Here is a 16,625-nt window from a genome sequence, read left to right on the forward strand (position 1 = left end):
TTACCCCTATGCTCTCCAGCAGTGAACGATGAGCGTTAGGTGCAGCGTGCACACCCTTTGGCTTTTTGTGCCCCCGGTCACTTATCCTGTAGATTTCAAATAGTAGTCCACAACGGGAGAGAGGGAGGAGATGGGTCAGAGCACCCCCAAAACTGCCCGCGGCCTCGTGCTGCACGGCGAAATGAACATGACCCAGTGGCGTCTGGGTGCCACCGAAAGTTTCGGCGACCTCGCCATCACCTGCCCCAACCCCGCCTCCTTCCGCGCTAGCGTCCGGACCGCGTCACTGGGGAAGGTTGAACTCTTTGACATGCGCACCCCGGCGCACACCGTCAGCCGTGACCCCAACCGCCACGACCTAGAACATGACGGCTATTGCAAGCTCAGCCTGCAGTTAGAAGGAGAATCTGTGCTCACCCAGGACGGGCGTAGTTGCACCCTAACCCCTGGTAGCCTGGCACTCTACGTCACCAAACGCCCCTACACCCTGGAATACACCGGCGATCAACGCAGCCTCATCGTGCTCTTCCCCCAAAATTTCGTGCAAATGAGCTCCGACTATATGGGCCTAATTACCGCCACCTCACTCTCAGATAGACAGGGCCTTGGTAAGGTAGCCGTCACCCTCTTTGAGCAGCTTGCCGCCAACCTTGAGGAGTTGCAGGGGGCGCACGCGCTCGCCCTCGTGCGCTCTGCCCTGGAAATGCTGATCACGGTCATGGCGGCGGAGTCCAGCAGCGCCGGGCGGGAACCCTCCAACCTGCTTTTTCACCAGGCGGTAGCCTACATTGAGGATCACCTGGGCGACCCGGAACTTAGCCCGGGGCGGGTAGCTGACGCCCTCTATATTTCCCTGCGGCAACTACACGGCAGATTCGCTACCAACGGGCTGACGGTAGCTACTTTTATCAGGACGCGCAGGCTAGAACGTATTCGGGACGACCTGGCCAACCCACTGCTACGCTCCGACTCGGTGCAGACTATTAGCTCCCGCTACGCCCTCTTTGACCCCTCCCATGTCAGCAAAACCTTTAAGGCCGAATACGGGGAAAGCCCCTCTGCCTATAGGGCGAGGATGCTGACTATCTAAAGCGCAACAGCCGCGTTGAATTCAGTACCACAAAGACCGAGCTGAAGGCCATAGCTGCAGCGGCAATCATGGGGTTGAGTAGGCCCGCTGCTGCCACCGGAATCGCCACCGTGTTGTAGGCGAAAGCCCAGAAAAGGTTGGACTTAATCAGGTTCAGAGTCGCCCGGCTTAGCCTGATTGCAGTAGGTAAGGATGCCAGGTCGCTGCGCATGATTGTCATATCGGCTGCTTCCATGGCAACGTCGGTGCCCGAACCCATCGCCACTCCCAGGTCGGCCTTCGCGAGGGCGGCGGCGTCATTCACTCCATCACCTACCATGGCAACGCCATGGCCACCAGCCTGCAGCTGCGTCACCTTATCCAGCTTGTCTGCTGGGCTAACCCCGGCAAAAACGTGCTCCGGATCAATGCCCACACGGGCGGCAACAGCGCGGGCCACCGGCGCGGCGTCCCCTGTCAAAAGAACCGGGGTGAGGCCCAACTTTTTGAGCTCGGCAAGGGCGGGCACGGCGTCGTCCTTCGGTGAATCCTGTAAGCAGAGTAGACCGGCAAGGTGGCCCTCCACTGCCAGAAGCACGGTGGTTAGCCCCTCTTCTTGTAGGCTATGCACTTGCTGACTAATAGCGTCAGAAACTTCAACGCCCTCGTTCACCAGGTGGGAGACCTGCCCCACGACGGTGCGCACCGGCTGCCCGTGATAGGTAACGGTGGCACGCACGCCACCGCCTGCTACAGACTCAAAATCATCGACAGAGGCCAGCGAACCGTGTGCCCGGGCAGCCCCGGTAATTGCCCGCGCTAGAGGGTGCTCGGAGGGCGCCTCGGCAGCTCCTGCTAGTTGTAGCACCTGGTATTCTGCCCAGTCACCCAGAGGTAACACACGGTCAAGGGTAAGCTCGCCGGTGGTCACGGTGCCGGTCTTATCGAGTACCACAGTGTCTACCGTCTGGGTGCTTTCTAGCACCTGCGCTGACCGAATCAAAATACCCAGTTGTGAGCCCCGCGAGGTACCCGCCAGCAGAGCGGTGGGGGTAGCAAGACCCAGGGCACAGGGGCAGGCAATCACCAGCACCGAAACCGCTGCGGTAAAAGCGGCGTTGACATCGCCGGTGATCAGCAACCAGCCCGCCAAAACCACCAGAGAAATACCCATTACGATGGGCACAAAAACCGCCGAAATGCGGTCAGCTAGGCGGGCGATGGGCGCTTTAGTGGCCTGTGCTTCGGACACTGCCCGCCCCATTTGCGCCAGCACAGTATCGGCACCCACCCGGGTTGCCTGCACCGTCAGCGCACCGGAGGTGTTCACGGTCGCGCCCACCACCGCGTCCCCGGGGCCAACCTCAACGGGCACTGATTCGCCGGTCAGCAGAGAGGTATCCAGGGCTGAACGGCCAGAAATTACCTGCCCGTCCACCGCAACTTTCTCACCGGGCCGCACCAGGAATTCATCACCCGGTAGCAAATCTTTGACGGGAATTTGTACTGCCTGCCCCTGCCGCAACACGGTGGCACTTTTAGCGCCCAAATCCAGGAGGTTACGCAGGGCCCGGGAAGACCTGCGCTGAGTGGAATGCTCAATCTGTCTGCCCACCAGCAGGAAGATGGTAATCATGGTGGCAGCATCGAAGTAGAGCTGATGGTCCATGCCGTGCCCGCCATGGGACACGCCCGCATGAGCCGTCATGGAAGGGTCAACAAGAAGCTGCCAGAGCGAAAAGACGAAACTGGCGATGACACCCAGGGAAATAAGGGTGTCCATGGTGAAGGAGCCATGCTTGAGATTGGTCCAGGCGGGGCGGTGGAAGGGTAACGCCGCCCACGTGGCAACCGGCAAGGTCAGGGCGGCAACTACCCACCCCCAGTGCGGGAACTGGAAGCTAGAAAACATGGATATAAAGAAAACCGGCACCGCAAAAATCAGTGCCACCACAATACGGAGCGTCAGCGAGGTGCCCGCCTCCTGCTCATTTATCGGGGCATCTATCTCTTTGAGGCGTGCACTATAGCCAGCCTTTTCCACGGTTTCAATCAGCTGCTCATCGCTGATGTTCGCCGGGGCAATCACTCGGGCGGTTTCCAGAGGCAGGTTGACGGAGGGGTCCACCCCCAGCTTTTTCAGCTTGCGTTCTACCCGTCCCACGCAGGACGCGCAGGTCATACCCCCCACGTCCAGGGTGACGATGCGGGTTGGCTGGCTCAGGGTGTTAGAGACCTCCGGAGCGGAGGCCGAGGTGTCGGGTGTAGAGGTCATGGTGTGGTTTCCTCCATCGGAGGCATGGGTAAAGCGTCATGAGCAGGGGGTAATCCCTCTGCTGGTGATAGGTTGCCCATGCAGGTTGCGCTTACTTAACCAGGGTGAAGCCGGCTTCGGTAATAGCGGCTTCAATGCTGTCGTTGGTGAGGTTGCCGTCGTGGGTGATGGTGACGGTCGATTCTCCGTCCTTGACGACAGCGACCTCAACGTTAGTCACGTTCTCGATTTCTTCGAGCTCTTCGGTAACGCTCATCGCGCAGTGGTTGCAGGTCAGACCGGTTGCTTTGACGGTGGTTGCTGACATGGGTTTCCTCCTTGAGGTGGGTTAGCTTTTGACCAGTCGGCTAATGGCGGTCATAGCTTCGGATAATTTGGCGTCCAAGAGTTCTGGGTTGCCGCTTGTCTGCGCTTCGGTGGCTGCGCCGACCACACAGTGCCGCACATGGTCTTCTACCAGTTGTAGTGAGACGCTGTGCAGTGCCTTGTTGATGGCGGCTACCTGGGTGAGAACGTCGATGCAGTAGGTATCCTGCTCGACCATGCGGGCGACCCCGCGCACCTGCCCTTCAATGCGGCGTAGGCGCTTGAGGTAGGCGTCCTTCTCAGGGGTGTAACCGTGAGGTGCAGTAGGGCTTGAATCTTCTTCGCACATACCTTTAATGTATACCCTATAGGGGTATATTTCAAGTGTCTTACCTCCGGCAGTTTTAAATCATCTCCGCAGTCTTAGTAAGCCCCCTGTTAGACTGGGTGGCATGGCTTCATTCATCGAGGATTATGCTCTACTTTCAGATATGAACACCGGTGCTCTGGTCTCACGGGCTGGTTCTATCGACTGGTTCTGCGCTCCGCGCTTTGACTCCCGCGCGGTCTTTGCAGCTCTGCTGGGCGAGCGTGAGCACGGGCGCTGGCTCCTGGCTCCCCTCGAATCGGTGAACCCAGCTCCGGTAGAAGAGGTGCGTACTGAGCGCTCCTACCGCGAAAACACTTTCATTCTGCAGACCGTCTGGTTTGTGGGGGACGCCAGTGTGCGCGTCACCGAGTTTATGCCTCTTTCTGGCGGTACCACCATCGTCCGTAATGTTGAGGGCCTCACCGGTGAGGTCACCATATACCACGAGCTAGCCATGCGCTTTGACTACGGCAAGACCGTGCCCTGGGTGACCCGCTATGAAGGCACCAGCTCAGATGGTTCACCAGATCCGGATGCAGCCATGCTGGTGGGTATGGCTGGCCCCCACGCGTTGGTTTTCCGCGGTGATAGTGTGCCTGAGGGTGACCCTGAATCCAAGGCGGAAACCTTCACCGTTTCAGCAGGTCAGAGCTATACTTTTGCGCTGTCTTACTTTGCCTCTAACCACAATCCGCCGGCACCGGTCGATTACGCCACGGCACTGACCTACACCCAGGATCAGTGGAGTGAGTGGTCTGATCTTTATACCGCTCCAGAAGAAGAAACTGAGCCTCAGGCCACTGGTGCTGATACGGCGGGCGCTGATATGACCGGTGCTGATATGACCGGCGCTGATACAGCCAACCCAGAAGAAATATCTGCGGTGCGTTCGGTGCCCGAGTTTCAAGAGGATGCTACCGAGAGCCTCAAAACCTCCTCTATTCTGCTTGAAAGCGGGTCCAACACCAGTTCGCTAGAGGTCGACGAAGAAACCTACCGAGAACTAGCGCAGACCGCTGCCACGCCACTTGCCGTGCCTACAGAAGAGTCCCACCGCGAAGAGGCAGACGCCCGCTACCGCGAAGCTCGTCTACGCTCACTGCTGGTGTTGCGTGCTCTGATTTCACGGGAGACCGGTGCGCTGGTTGCCTCAGCGACCACCTCTCTGCCTGAGGTCATCGGCGGTAAACGTAATCACGACTTCCGCTTCACCTGGCTACGCGACGTCGCCATGGCTATGGACGTCACCCTAACCCACGGGCACGAACGTGAAACCGCGCAGCTGCGCAACTGGATTCTGCGCGCCCTTGCCAATAACCCGCGTCAGATTCACGCGGTCTACGGGCTGGCGGGCGAGAAGGACGATATGGAACGCCGCCTGGCGCTCCCCGGCTATGAGGGCTCACAGCCGGTTCGTTCGGGTAACGGTTCTGGTGACCAGTTCCAAGGGGATGCCCTGGGGCAGGTGCTGGTGACCTTTGCGAACCTGCGTGAGCAGGGTGTGGCTGAAGATCACCTGTCCTGGCCCATCCAGAAGGCATTGCTGAACGCGGCCACTGAGCGTATCGGTGAAACTGACCGGTCGATGTGGGAAATCTACGGTGAACCTTCCACCTATACCCACTCTCAGGCGATGCTTTGGGCTGCCTTTGATGCTGGTGTGTCAGCGGTCCGTGATTACGGCATGGACGGCGATGCCGCCACCTGGGAAGCCTGCCGTGACACCGTAGCTGAGGACATTCTGACCCGCGGTTACAACGAAGCTTTGGGTTGCTTTGTCTCAACCTACGGTGGTTCTAGCGTGGACGCTTCCCTGCTGCAGCTACCCCAAATTGGGCTGGTTGCTTGGGATGACGCGCGGATGCTGGCGACCGTCAAGCGTATCGAGGAAACCATCCAACATGTTTCGGGCATGATTTACCGCTATGACAACTCCGATTCGCACGACGGCTTTGAGGGGCAGGATAACCCCCACTTCATCTCCACCCTGTGGCTGGCTGAGCAGTACATTCGTTCAGGACGTGAGGCAGACGGCCGCGCCCTGCTGAACCTGGTGCTGGACTGCGCCAATGACCTGGGCTTGATGAGTTCGGAGTACGACTTTGCCCATGAGCGTCTGACCGGTAACTTCCCGCAGGCTCTTGCTCATATTTCTTTGATTCGTGTGGTTGAGGCGCTGGGTCTTTAGAGACTAAGGGCAGCTTCCCAGAGGATAGTTACACCAAAAATCACCAGCACGGTGCCTGCCACTCCGTCAATTACTAGGGTGGCGCGTGGGTGCAAGAGCCACTTCATAGACAGGGACGCCAGGGCGACGATGACCGCGAACCAGGCGACGTTGATACCACCGTGGATGAGCGCCAGGTAGGTGCCCATCAGCAGTGGGGGCACGGTAGCAACCATAAAAGGTGGCACCGTGGCAATGTAGAAAACCGCGATTTTTGGGTTGAGAATGTTGGCTATAAAGCCCGCTAAAAAGTCTCGGTAGACCCCTGCGTTAGGGTTGCTTGCTGAATCAAATTTTCCCCCGGGAGTCTCGGGGGTTGGCAAAATGGCTAGGGCGGCGTCCTGCGTTTTGAGAGCGGTCACTGATCCCCAGTGGCGCAGATTGAGCAGAAAACGTACGCCCAGATAGATGAGGTAGGCACCGCCTGCCAGGGTGATGGCATCAAAGACGCCCGGGGCCGTTGCCATGAGCACCGCCAGGCCGGTGGCTGCCGCTATGCCCCAAATGAGCAGGCCAGCGGTGATACCTAGAATGCAGGCAAAGGCAGCGGTTCTGCCCCGGGCTACGAGGGAGCGCAGCACCAGGGCGGTATCAGTGGCGGGAATAATGGTGATCAGAAAAGCGATACCCGCAAAACCAATCAGCGCCTGGCTAAGAGTCATGGGCACACGCTACCAAGGCAGTTTTACTACGTGCAAGAAAGTTTTGGGATGTAGGACGGGGGTGTTCTAGGTGTGCCGATAGTAGCCGGCTTGAGCTCTGACCGGCCTGGGGTCTAGGGTGCTTGACGTGCCCACTTGGCGGCGCGGGCGGCACAAATCATCAGCTGTACCTGGTGGAAAACCATCAGCGGTAAAATAATGGCGCCAACTGCGCCACCACCGAAGATGACCGCTGCCATGGGGACCCCGGTTGCCAGTGATTTTTTGGAACCACAGAACTGAACTGCCACCCGATCACCGTAGCTAAAGCCCAGCTTATTAGATACAAAGCCGCTGAACCAAAGCATGAACTCCACAATGAGCAGGGACAGAATCACCAGGACAACCAACTGCCAGATGCCGATGCGGGACCACACGCCGTCCACAATGCCCGCTGAAAAAGCGGAATAGACCACCATGCCAATAGAGAGTCGGTCAACGTTTTTGGTGAGTTTGTTTTTAGCAATCCCACCCACCCAACGGCGCAGTAGCTGGCCGATGAGGAAGGGCAGGAGAAGCTGAATAGAAATATCCAGGAAGGCGCTACCAGAAATGACTAGGTCACCATTACGCATCAGCAACATCACCAGCAGGGGGGTGAGCAGAATACCGGCGATATTAGAGGCACTGGCGCTGACGATAGCCCCGGCGACGTTACCGCGTGCAAGCGAGGTGAAAGCCACCGATGACTGCACGGTGGAAGGCACCAGGCACATGAAAAGTAGACCCAGGTAGAGCTCCTGGCCCAACACATAGGTCAGAGGGTAGAGCGCTAAACCCAAGAGGGGGAAGACCAGGTACGTGAAGCCCAGAATAGTGCTGTGCAACTTCCAGTGTTTGAGGCCCTGCAACGCTTCGGTGGGCGAAAGGCGGGCACCGTAGAGGAAGAAGAGCAGGGCAATAGCTATTTTTGTGGCCAGACTGAAGCCCTCGGCAAAGTCGCCGCGGGCTGGTAGAAGGATCGCCAGGATAACCGCCACAATAATCAGCATAATCAGCGGATCCGGGCGGCGGGCCAGCAAGTTTTTCAGGGTCATTCTAGGTTTCACGAGCCCCGGTTTAAGCGGGGTTCTGAGGGCCAGTTGTGCCCTCTGAGTTGCCGGGTTCGTCCGGGGTTTCTGGGGCAGGACGCTGGGGTGCGTCCGAGCTGGAAGCTTCAGGGTCTGCCTGCGATTCAGTGCCGGCTGGTGTTGCAGCCCCGCGCACCGGGTCACCCAAGCTGCCGGGCATATCGCCGCGGAATTGCGGGGGCACCCAACCGGCGTAGAGCATGTCGCCCACGGCGCGGTCGCGGTACTGGGCAGGCTCGCGGTAGACGGTCTGTACTGAACCCCAGTGCTGGTTGTCTTCGCGCTCGGGGTAGGTGAGCATAAAGTCGCTGGCCTGCAACGGATCTGGCCAGACGGCTGCCGGTTCGGCGGCGGGCACGGCAGAGAGGGGGTAAACCGGGTTGTTCTTGGGACGCCAGACCAGGCGGCCGGGCTTGGTACGGTCGCGCAGGGCGTGGGCACGCCAGGTAACCGGCGGGTGGGTGGTATTGAGGTTAGCCAGCCAGGTGAAGAAGCCCCTCTCGTAGACGGCGCGGTTGGCGAGCTCATGAAAGTTCACGTCGTTCATCAGGTACTTACCGGCGGCAAGCACGGAGGTGGTGGTTTCGGCGCCTTCGGGGCAGAAACGGTAGCCAAAGTTATCGGCGGTGTATTCCTGGGTGCGGGAAAGCAGTGTGCCTAGGAAGGGAATCTGTGTAAAGAAGGAAGTGAAAATCAGGCGGAAATAGCTGACGTGGCCAGCGGCGATATGGCCCACTTCGTGCCCAATGATGAAGCGTAGAGCCTCGGGGTTGCGTGCCTCCCCACCGATTTCAAAGAGGTCTGAGTAGATAACGATGAAGCGGCGGTGCCCGTGCCCGGAGGCAAAAGCGTTGATGACGCCGTTACCTGCCACCACGTAGGCGTCCGGCACACGGCGCAGACCAGCGGCGTGGGCGGCTTCGACCACCATTTGGTAGCCCTCGGGGAACTGGGTGGGCGACATACGCACACCCTGGATGCGCATCTGCGCGTAGTTCATGGCGCGCACAAAGAAGACGATGATGGGCAGGTAGAGGGCAATCACGATGAGCTGTAGTACCAGGTTGCTGGGGGTCCAGAAGAAGTCTGGTTCCAGAATGAAGCGCATGAACTGCACAGTTAAAAAGATGGCGCCGCCGATGTAGACCATGAAGGTCAGGGCATAGGCCATAGCCACTAGCGGCACTTCAGCGGGGTGACGGATGGCGTTGAGGAATCTGAAGGGCAGCAGGGATTGGAAGCCAAAGAGCTTGGGCTCCGGCAGCGGTGAGATGGGACGCTGGCGGGTATCTTCTGGTAGCCAACCGCGCGAGAGGTCATGAGGCAGCGGGGTGCCGGGGTGCTGAGCCGTCTGCTGCTGGGGCGGTTCGATGCCGTAGGGTGTTTCGCTCATGTGTCTCTCGCTGGTTAGACCTGTAGTTCCTGTATAACACTAGCAAGAAAGCGGGGAGGGGGCGCGAGTTAGGTGGCGGGCAGAACAAGAAAGGACGGCGGGGCGCTCACAACTACTGTGCTGGGTTACTTGCGCTTAAAGCGGGAAGAAAAGAGTAAGAAGAGTAGGACGATGCAGACGGCAAGAACCAGGAGTTCTAGGGGGCTGATCTGAAACATGGGTGCTCCTAAGCAGTAATATCGAGGGAGTCGGTGATGCTTTTCTGCTGATGCTGGCGACTGGAGATCGCCGTAGTAGCAACGAGGAGAACCATTGTGAACCCAAGCAAAGTAGTACCGAGAGAGCTACCAAATTCTTCCGGGTGAAAGAAAGACCAGAGGCTACTGATGACGGTTGCTAGCCCCATTACTATGGTTGCAGTAGCCAGCATTTTCAGTTTCATGGCGTCACCTTTCCTGCCAGGTTTTTGGTGCCTTGACCAGCGTCTTTGCTGGCAGCACCTATAAACGAAGAGGTAGTTTGACTCTACCCCTCCCGCCTAGCCACTACAAGAGGTTTAGTACCATGCTTGCCCACCCTTCAAAGTAGTCTGCCCGCGTCCCTACAGAAAGGGACGCGGGCAGACGGGCTAGTGGCAGAAGACTACTTGGTCAGCGCCTCGGTTGCCTCAGCGATAGCCTTTTCCTCGTTGGTGGGAACAACCAGAACGGGGATAGCGGAATCCTTGGTGGAGATAACGCGGGGCTCGTCGCCGCGCACCAGGTTGGCCTCAGCATCCAGCTTGATGCCCAGGGCTCCCAGGCGGGAGATCGCCAGCTCGCGGAACTGTGAGGAATTTTCACCGATACCTGCGGTGAATACCAGCGCCTGCATACCGCCAACAGCTACATGGTAGCCACCGATGTACTTAGCCAGCCGGTAGGAGGTCATGTCCAATGCCAGCTTGGCGCGCTCGTCGCCGCCCTCCATCGCCTCAACAACTTCGCGCATGTCGTTGTTACCGGCGATAGCCAGTAGACCGGACTGCTTGTTAAGGATGGTGTCCATCTTCTCAGCGGTGATTTCGGGGTTCTGAATCATCACAGAGGTCAGTGCTGAGGGGTCAATGTCACCGGAGCGGGTGCCCATAATCAGACCAGCCAGGGGGGTGTAGCCCATGGAGGTGTCGATGCAGGCGCCCTTTTCGATAGCTGTGATTGAAGCACCGTTACCCAGGTGAGCAATGACGCCGTTGAACTCGCTGCGCTCTACGCCCAGGAAGTCAGCGGCAATGCCGGTCACGTAGTCGTGGCTGGTGCCGTGGAAACCGTAGCGGCGAACACCGTACTGCTCGTAGAAATCCTCGGGAACAGCGTAGCGGTAAGCATGTGCGGGCATGGTGCCGTGGAAAGCGGTGTCAAAGACAGCGACCATGGGAACACCGGGGTAGGTTTCCTGCGCTGCACGGATACCCAGCACGTGGGCGGGGTTGTGCAGGGGAGCCAGCGGTGAGAGCTCATCAATCTTGGTGATGACGTCCTCGGTAATGATCACGGGCTCAGAGAAAATCTCGCCGCCGTGCACCACGCGGTGGCCGATAGCGTCGATGGTCTTGCCGTGCAGGGGCTCAACCAGTGCCTCAGCCATAATGTGCAGAGCTTCGGTGTGAGTGGGAATCTCAGCCCCACCGATGTTTTCGATCAGGCCCTTAGCAATGACCTGGGCATCTTCGCCGGTAGCTGCGGTGTCGCGCACCTGGTATTTGACTGAGGATGAACCGCAGTTGATAACGAGAACGAGCATGAAGTGTTTTCCTTCTAATAGTTGAAAAGTCTTTATGGGGGGCAGCCGACCGGGCGTACTTTTGCTAGGTGGCAGGTATGCACGCGCCTGGAGCCAGATGGCTCGGGGCTGGCGTGAATCACGCGTGAGCGCTAGCGAACCCGTGAGAGGGTCAGCTGGCGAAGGCGCGTGCATGCCGCCGTACCTGGTCAGCCAGCCCGCATCCTTGCGGAGCCTGAATTACAGGGTCTGTGCCTGGATCGCGGTGATAGCTACGGTGTTGATGATGTCATCAACGGTGCAGCCGCGGGACAGGTCGTTCACGGGCTTGCGCAGGCCCTGCAGGACGGGGCCAACTGCAACTGCGCCGGAGGTCTGCTGGACAGCCTTGTAGGTGTTGTTGCCGGTGTTGAGGTCGGGGAAGATGAAGACGGTTGCTTTACCTGCGACCTCAGAGTCGGGCAGCTTGGATGAGGCGATGGACATGTTGGATGCCGCGTCGAACTGGATGGGGCCTTCGAAGGCGAAGTCGGGGTTGGACTCGCGGAGCTTCTCGGTCGCTTCGACTACTACCTCGACGTCTGCGCCGGCGCCGGAGGTGCCGGTGGAGTAGGAGAGCATGGCGACCTTGGGGTCTACACCGAACTGGCGGGCAGTTTCAGCGGAGGCGATAGCGATGTCAGCTAGCTGCTCAGCGTTGGGGTTGGGGTTGACTGCGCAGTCACCGAAGACCAGCACGCGGTCTTCCATGAGCATGAGGAAAACGGAGGAGACGACCTTGACGCCGGGGCGGGTCTTAACGAATTCCAGGGAGGGGCGGATGGTGTTGGCGGTGGTGTTTGCTGCGCCGGAGACCATGCCGTCCACGATGCCCTTGTGAACCATCATGGTGCCGAAGTAGGAGGGATCCATCATGCGGTTGCGGGCGCCTTCAAGAGTCATTCCTTTGTGGGCGCGCAGTTCAGCGTAGGTGGCGGCAAAGTCATCGAAGTATTCGTTGTTATCGATGTCGATGATGGTGACGCCGCGCTTGTTCCCGTCCGCTACGGGCAGGTCAATGGATTCGCGCTGGCAGATTTCAGCGATTTGCTGGGGGTTACCGATGATGACGAGGTCGCAGAAGTCGCGGCGCACGATGATGGACGCGGCGCGTAGGATGCGGGGGTCGTAGCCTTCGGGCAGGACGATGGAGCGGCGGTCGCTGCGTGCCTTTTCGATGAGGTTATGCAGGAAGCGCAGGGGGGTCATGGTGGCGGGGCGTTCAAGTTCTAGACGCTCGAAGAGCTCCTTTTCGTCCACGTTGCGGAACCATTCGCCTAGGGCGGCTGCGATTTTACGGGGTTGTGCGAGGGCTAGCTGGCCGCGTACCTGGGAGACCGCGCGCCCTGCCTTGAAGGTATCCAGCTGGGTGGAGAAGACGGGGAAGGGTGCTTTTTCGACCAGCTGGCCGATGGCGGTGTTGCTGCCTAGTTCGTTGGTCAGGCCGCCGGTCAGTAGCATGCCAGACGGTGCGGGGAAGCTGGGCGCCAGGGCAGATGCCAGGGTGGCCACCATGATGTCTGAGCGGTCCCCGGGCACGATGACGAAGTCGCCGTCGGTGAACTGGGAGAGGAAGTTAGAGACGGTCATAGCCGCAATTTTGATGTCGTGGATGTCGCGGTCCAGGAAGTCAGCGCTCATACCTTCGCCGTTCAGACCAAGGTTGTGCACAACCTCTGCCACGGTGGGCAGCGCCATTTCGGGCAGTTCGGGCAGAACGTAGACGGGTCGGTTGGAGGGGCCGCGCTTGACGTTCTTTGCGATTTCATCGCGCAGCTCAGGGCGGCAACGGTTAACCATCATGGCGAGCACATCGACTTTGGCGTTGTGCAGTTCGGTGCGGGCAACGTCGATGGCGTTCACGGCATCAGACACGGATGCTTCCTGAGCGCCAACCACCGCGATAACGGGCAGGCCGAGGTCGCGGGAGAACTGGGCGTTGAGGTCAAACTCAACGGTGGCTGCGTTGTGGGAGAGCAGATCGGTGCCGTCTACGATAATCACGTCGCAGTGCGCTGCCATTTGGGAATATACCGATACGGCAATAGAAGACATTTCCTCATGGTTGCCTTCTGCCAGCAATTCGCGGCAGCGATCTAGTGAGACACCGCCGCGGGCCTGGTCCTCGGTCAGCTCGTATTTGGCGCGTAGCAGTCGGATCATAGGGTCGTGTGATTCGATTTCACCGGCGAAAACGGGGCGGAAGAAGCCCACACGGTCGGTTTCTTTGACGAGAGAATCGAAGAGGCCAAGTGCGATGAGGGACTTGCCGGAGCCCTGTGTCATCGCTGAGATGTATATGCCGTTGGTCATCAGTGTCTATATTCCTTGTGGCGGGTTGGGCCCTCGCGTCAGGCTCGGTGCGGGCGCGAAGGGGGCGCTTTGCCTTACCTTCGAGTTTATTCCTTGAGGTGAGTTTTAAGGGCTATACGCCGTGTGTTTGTGTGACATCTCATGTGTGCTCGCTGCAGTGATGCACGCTGACAGTCTGTCATCTCCCGCCCCTCCTCGGTGAGGGTAAGGTGGTGGTCAAGTGTTACTCATTTCAAGGAGCCTACCTGTGAAACTGTCCGCTTGTGCCCGTTCTCTTGCCCTGCCCGTTATCGCGCTATTAGCGCTCAACGCCTGCGGTGGAGCGGCTGACAACGCTAACTCACCAGTAACTCCTAGCGCCACCGTTTCTAGCGCCCCTGCGTCCTCGAGCAATCAGGAATTTCTGAGCGAAACCGAAACCGGCGTGCGCACTCAGGACGGCTATCACCTCAACAAAGTTACCGAAGGTGCCCCCACCGTCACTCTTTTTACTGACCTAGAGTGCCCTTACTGCGCCAAGGCCGATCCCACTTACGCGCAGGTGGCGGGGGAGCTTGAAGGCACCATGAACGTGACCGTCAAGCACTTCCCGTTGCCCATGCACGATAACGCCGTTCCCGCTGCACAAGCAGTTCAGGCAGCAGAACTACAGGGCGCCCACCAGAAAATGGCGGACCATATTTACAAGCACCAGAGTGAGTGGAAAGAACTCACCACTTCTGAGAGTCTGGTGGAGGCATTCACCGGTTACGCAGAGGAACTGGGGCTTGATCAGGAACAATTTGGTGCTGACCTGAACCGCGATGACCAGTTCGACCTGATTCAAAGTGAGTATGAAGAAGGTAAGACAGCGGGAGTGACTGGCACGCCTCAATTCGTGGTCGATGGTCAGGTAGTGGCAGGGGTGGAGTCCTCCACCTCAGTGGAGGCTATGGTGGCCGCGTTTAAGAAGGCAGCTAACCTCTAAAAACGTTTTCTGCCCCGCTGTACCAGTCATTGACCCTTTGAATACGCTTCTTTCTTGCCTAAAGTGGAACTATGAAGATTGCCCTCTGCCAGATTCAGTCCACCAAAGATATCTCCGCTAACCTGCGCTTACTCCGTGAGTACACCGAGGCTGCGGTGAGCAAAGGGGCGCGCCTGGTGGTCTTTCCCGAGGCAAGCATGGTCAGTTTTGGCGGCTCCCTGTACGATGACGCAGCCCAGCATGAGCTCAGCTTCCGCCAGACCCTGGGCAACCTGGCGAGGGAGCACTGCGTGACCGTGGTCGCCGGCGGTTTTGCCCCCGTGCAACTGTCAGATGAATGGAACCTGCGGGTGCATAACAACCTCTATGCCTTTGACCAGAATGGCGTGGAGACGGTCTACACCAAGGTGCATCTCTACGACGCTTTCGGCGTGAAAGAATCAGACGGGGTCAAAGCGGGTAAGGAGCTAAAACTTATTACCGTGGACGGCGTGAAAATTGGCCTTGCCATCTGCTATGACGTGCGTTTCCCCAAGCTTTTTGCCGACTATTCACGTGCCGGTGCGCAGGCGACCATCGTGTCAGCTTCCTGGGCTGGCGGCGAAGGCAAGGTGGAGCAGTGGCAGATTTTGACGAGCGCCCGCGCCCTGGATTCCAACATGTTTATTCTTGCTGCCGACCAAGCCTCTCCGGCGGTGAGCGACCCGCGCGTTGATATCACTCAGCCGCTGGGTGTGGGATATTCCCGGGTTGTGAGCCCCTTCGGCCGAACCCTGGTTCAAGCGGGGGAGGCGCCCGAGGTGCTAATTGCTGAGCTAGATGTGGGTGAGGTCGCCCAGGCCAAAAAGACGCTACCGGTTGTAGAGCACGCGAAGCTGGGCTACTAGGTCACGCAAGGACTTATTGAGCTAAAAGCCAAGTGCCCTAGAAAGCTCCTGCCACCCCGCGTAGCCTAGGATTAAACCCGCCACCGGGGCGGGTGAGCAAAGGAGCATCTCATGGCTAAAGTAACGATTATTGGCGGCCACGGTAAGGTCGCCCTGCTAGCAGAGCCCATGCTGGTGAGTAAGGGGCACACCGTTCAGGCGGTAATCCGTAGCGAAGACCAGTCGGCAGATATTGAGGCAACCGGGGCAACCCCCGTGGTCGCCGATATTCAGAGTCTTTCTATTGAGGAGCAGGCAGACCTCTACCGCCGACTAGGCACTGAAGTTCTGGTATGGAGCGCCGGTGCCGGCGGTGGCACCCCCGAGCGTACTTATGCCGTTGACCGCGACGCCGCGGTGCGTTCTATTGAGGCCGCCAAACAGGCAGGAATTAAGCGCTACATCATGGTCTCTTATAACGGTGCGGGCGCTGATCACGGCATTGACCCGGAACATTCCTTCTACCCCTATGCCCAGGCTAAAGCCGAGGCAGATGAGCACCTGCGTAACTCGGGGCTAGACTTCACCATTTTAGGGCCCAGTACCCTCACCCTGGATCCCGAGGGCCCCATTAGTGTAGGCGTCGCTGCCGGTGATCATCAAACCTCCCGCGCCTCTGTCGCTCGCGCTATTGCGGTCACGGTTGATGATGACAGCACCGTGGGGAAGGCAATTCCCTTCACCGATGGGGCCACTGATATTGCTGCGGCTCTGGCGTCCGCACCGCAAAGCCTGGTCTTACAGTAGAAACTTAAGTTTTCTAGTGAATCGGGGCACCTGCTTAGAGCAGGTGCCCTTTTATATATGCGGGCAAATTACTAGAGTGGGCTTATGGGTTTCTTTGATTTTCTCTCTGATAGCAGGGCACCGAAGCAAACGGTTGAACCTGCTGAAGCGCAGTTGACCGCCACCGTCCACGGTCGGGTGCAGGGCGTGGGTTTCCGCTGGTGGGTTGCCAGTAAGGCAAAGCCTCTGGGGTTGGTGGGCTACGCCAAAAACCTCGATGACGGAACTGTTGAGATCATCGCCCAGGGCCGCCGAGCGGACTGTGAGAGTCTGCTTGCAGCCCTTAAGTCGGGCGATACCGCCGGCCACGTAGAGCAAGTGCAGGCTGAGATGGGTGAGCCAGAAGTGCGCTACAAGAGCTTCGGCATCTACTAGCGGGTTGTGGGCGCCGTTCGTTCCATTTGATATCTACTATTTATCGG

At 58.7% G+C, this 16,625-nt stretch carries 15 protein-coding genes; 6 read left to right on the forward strand and 9 right to left on the reverse strand.

The window, feature by feature from the left end; translation table 11 throughout:
* Positions 1-130: 130 nt before the first annotated feature.
* A complete protein-coding gene (locus ABD982_RS00390; RefSeq protein WP_345443275.1) occupies positions 131-1,090 on the forward strand; it encodes an AraC-like ligand-binding domain-containing protein in 960 nt (319 codons plus the stop codon).
* On the opposite strand, the gene ABD982_RS00395 is transcribed toward ABD982_RS00390, so the two are convergent.
* The 3 genes from ABD982_RS00395 to ABD982_RS00405 all read right to left on the reverse strand — a co-directional run bounded on the left by ABD982_RS00395 (position 1,083) and on the right by ABD982_RS00405 (position 3,999).
* Positions 1,083-3,344: a heavy metal translocating P-type ATPase gene (locus ABD982_RS00395; RefSeq protein WP_345443277.1), complete on the reverse strand. Its 2,262-nt coding sequence runs from the start codon at positions 3,342-3,344 to the stop codon at positions 1,083-1,085. The two genes, ABD982_RS00390 and ABD982_RS00395, sit on opposite strands and share 8 nt — an antisense overlap.
* Before the next feature lie 91 nt (positions 3,345-3,435).
* The gene (locus ABD982_RS00400; protein WP_237203017.1) at positions 3,436-3,651 is read right to left on the reverse strand and encodes a heavy-metal-associated domain-containing protein; all 216 of its coding nucleotides are present in this window, start codon (positions 3,649-3,651) and stop codon (positions 3,436-3,438) included.
* A 21-nt stretch (positions 3,652-3,672) separates the two neighbouring features.
* On the reverse strand, positions 3,673-3,999 hold the full coding sequence (locus ABD982_RS00405; protein WP_251379596.1) for a metal-sensitive transcriptional regulator: 327 nt from the start codon (positions 3,997-3,999) through the stop codon (positions 3,673-3,675).
* 103 nt (positions 4,000-4,102) lie between these two features.
* Here ABD982_RS00405 and ABD982_RS00410 point away from each other — a divergent pair, with 103 nt between their 5' ends.
* Complete coding sequence (locus ABD982_RS00410) at positions 4,103-6,208, forward strand: glycoside hydrolase family 15 protein (protein WP_345443283.1); 2,106 nt, start codon at positions 4,103-4,105, stop codon at positions 6,206-6,208.
* Here the strand turns inward: ABD982_RS00410 and ABD982_RS00415 are convergent.
* From ABD982_RS00415 to pta, 6 genes are all read right to left on the reverse strand, one after another.
* Positions 6,205-6,909 (reverse strand): LysE family translocator, encoded by a 705-nt coding sequence (locus ABD982_RS00415; protein WP_345443286.1) that lies wholly within the window; start codon positions 6,907-6,909, stop codon positions 6,205-6,207. The genes ABD982_RS00410 and ABD982_RS00415 overlap by 4 nt on opposite strands.
* 113 nt (positions 6,910-7,022) lie before the next feature.
* Positions 7,023-7,985 carry a bile acid:sodium symporter family protein gene (locus ABD982_RS00420; protein WP_251379593.1) on the reverse strand — a complete coding sequence of 321 codons (963 nt, stop codon included), beginning with the start codon at positions 7,983-7,985 and terminating at the stop codon, positions 7,023-7,025.
* A gap of 22 nt (positions 7,986-8,007) precedes the next feature.
* Positions 8,008-9,411 (reverse strand): M48 family metallopeptidase, encoded by a 1,404-nt coding sequence (locus ABD982_RS00425; RefSeq protein WP_345443291.1) that lies wholly within the window; start codon positions 9,409-9,411, stop codon positions 8,008-8,010.
* 226 nt (positions 9,412-9,637) lie between these two features.
* A complete protein-coding gene (locus tag ABD982_RS00430; RefSeq protein WP_345443294.1) occupies positions 9,638-9,853 on the reverse strand; it encodes a hypothetical protein in 216 nt (71 codons plus the stop codon).
* 200 nt (positions 9,854-10,053) lie between these two features.
* Positions 10,054-11,193 (reverse strand): acetate/propionate family kinase, encoded by a 1,140-nt coding sequence (locus tag ABD982_RS00435; protein WP_345443297.1) that lies wholly within the window; start codon positions 11,191-11,193, stop codon positions 10,054-10,056.
* Positions 11,194-11,412: 219 nt separating this feature from the next.
* Complete coding sequence (gene pta / locus ABD982_RS00440; RefSeq protein WP_345443300.1) at positions 11,413-13,524, reverse strand: phosphate acetyltransferase; 2,112 nt, start codon at positions 13,522-13,524, stop codon at positions 11,413-11,415.
* Positions 13,525-13,771: 247 nt separating this feature from the next.
* Here pta and ABD982_RS00445 point away from each other — a divergent pair, with 247 nt between their 5' ends.
* From ABD982_RS00445 to ABD982_RS00460, 4 genes are all read left to right on the forward strand, one after another.
* Positions 13,772-14,491, forward strand: a complete 720-nt coding sequence (locus ABD982_RS00445) for a DsbA family protein (RefSeq protein ID WP_345443303.1) — start codon at positions 13,772-13,774, stop codon at positions 14,489-14,491.
* A 71-nt stretch (positions 14,492-14,562) separates the two neighbouring features.
* Positions 14,563-15,378 (forward strand): nitrilase-related carbon-nitrogen hydrolase, encoded by an 816-nt coding sequence (locus ABD982_RS00450; RefSeq protein ID WP_345443306.1) that lies wholly within the window; start codon positions 14,563-14,565, stop codon positions 15,376-15,378.
* A gap of 111 nt (positions 15,379-15,489) precedes the next feature.
* Positions 15,490-16,164, forward strand: coding sequence for an SDR family oxidoreductase (locus ABD982_RS00455; RefSeq protein ID WP_345443309.1), 675 nt, complete (start codon positions 15,490-15,492; stop codon positions 16,162-16,164).
* A gap of 84 nt (positions 16,165-16,248) precedes the next feature.
* Complete coding sequence (locus tag ABD982_RS00460; protein WP_345443311.1) at positions 16,249-16,578, forward strand: acylphosphatase; 330 nt, start codon at positions 16,249-16,251, stop codon at positions 16,576-16,578.
* Positions 16,579-16,625: the final 47 nt, after the last annotated feature.

Origin of the sequence: Rothia endophytica, assembly GCF_039543885.1 — a bacterium.
Lineage (GTDB): Bacteria > Actinomycetota > Actinomycetes > Actinomycetales > Micrococcaceae > Rothia > Rothia endophytica.

Bases quoted from the DNA above. Each gene is read 5' to 3' on its own strand.
- ABD982_RS00390 (WP_345443275.1), top strand. From the start codon at position 131: ATGGGTCAGAGCACCCCCAAAACTGCCCGCGGCCTCGTGCTGCACGGC.
- ABD982_RS00395 (WP_345443277.1), bottom strand. From the start codon at position 3,344: ATGACCTCTACACCCGACACCTCGGCCTCCGCTCCGGAGGTCTCTAAC.
- ABD982_RS00400 (WP_237203017.1), bottom strand. From the start codon at position 3,651: ATGTCAGCAACCACCGTCAAAGCAACCGGTCTGACCTGCAACCACTGC.
- ABD982_RS00405 (WP_251379596.1), bottom strand. From the start codon at position 3,999: ATGTGCGAAGAAGATTCAAGCCCTACTGCACCTCACGGTTACACCCCT.
- ABD982_RS00410 (WP_345443283.1), top strand. From the start codon at position 4,103: ATGGCTTCATTCATCGAGGATTATGCTCTACTTTCAGATATGAACACC.
- ABD982_RS00415 (WP_345443286.1), bottom strand. From the start codon at position 6,909: ATGACTCTTAGCCAGGCGCTGATTGGTTTTGCGGGTATCGCTTTTCTG.
- ABD982_RS00420 (WP_251379593.1), bottom strand. From the start codon at position 7,985: ATGACCCTGAAAAACTTGCTGGCCCGCCGCCCGGATCCGCTGATTATG.
- ABD982_RS00425 (WP_345443291.1), bottom strand. From the start codon at position 9,411: ATGAGCGAAACACCCTACGGCATCGAACCGCCCCAGCAGCAGACGGCT.
- ABD982_RS00430 (WP_345443294.1), bottom strand. From the start codon at position 9,853: ATGAAACTGAAAATGCTGGCTACTGCAACCATAGTAATGGGGCTAGCA.
- ABD982_RS00435 (WP_345443297.1), bottom strand. From the start codon at position 11,193: ATGCTCGTTCTCGTTATCAACTGCGGTTCATCCTCAGTCAAATACCAG.
- pta (WP_345443300.1), bottom strand. From the start codon at position 13,524: ATGACCAACGGCATATACATCTCAGCGATGACACAGGGCTCCGGCAAG.
- ABD982_RS00450 (WP_345443306.1), top strand. From the start codon at position 14,563: ATGAAGATTGCCCTCTGCCAGATTCAGTCCACCAAAGATATCTCCGCT.
- ABD982_RS00455 (WP_345443309.1), top strand. From the start codon at position 15,490: ATGGCTAAAGTAACGATTATTGGCGGCCACGGTAAGGTCGCCCTGCTA.
- ABD982_RS00460 (WP_345443311.1), top strand. From the start codon at position 16,249: ATGGGTTTCTTTGATTTTCTCTCTGATAGCAGGGCACCGAAGCAAACG.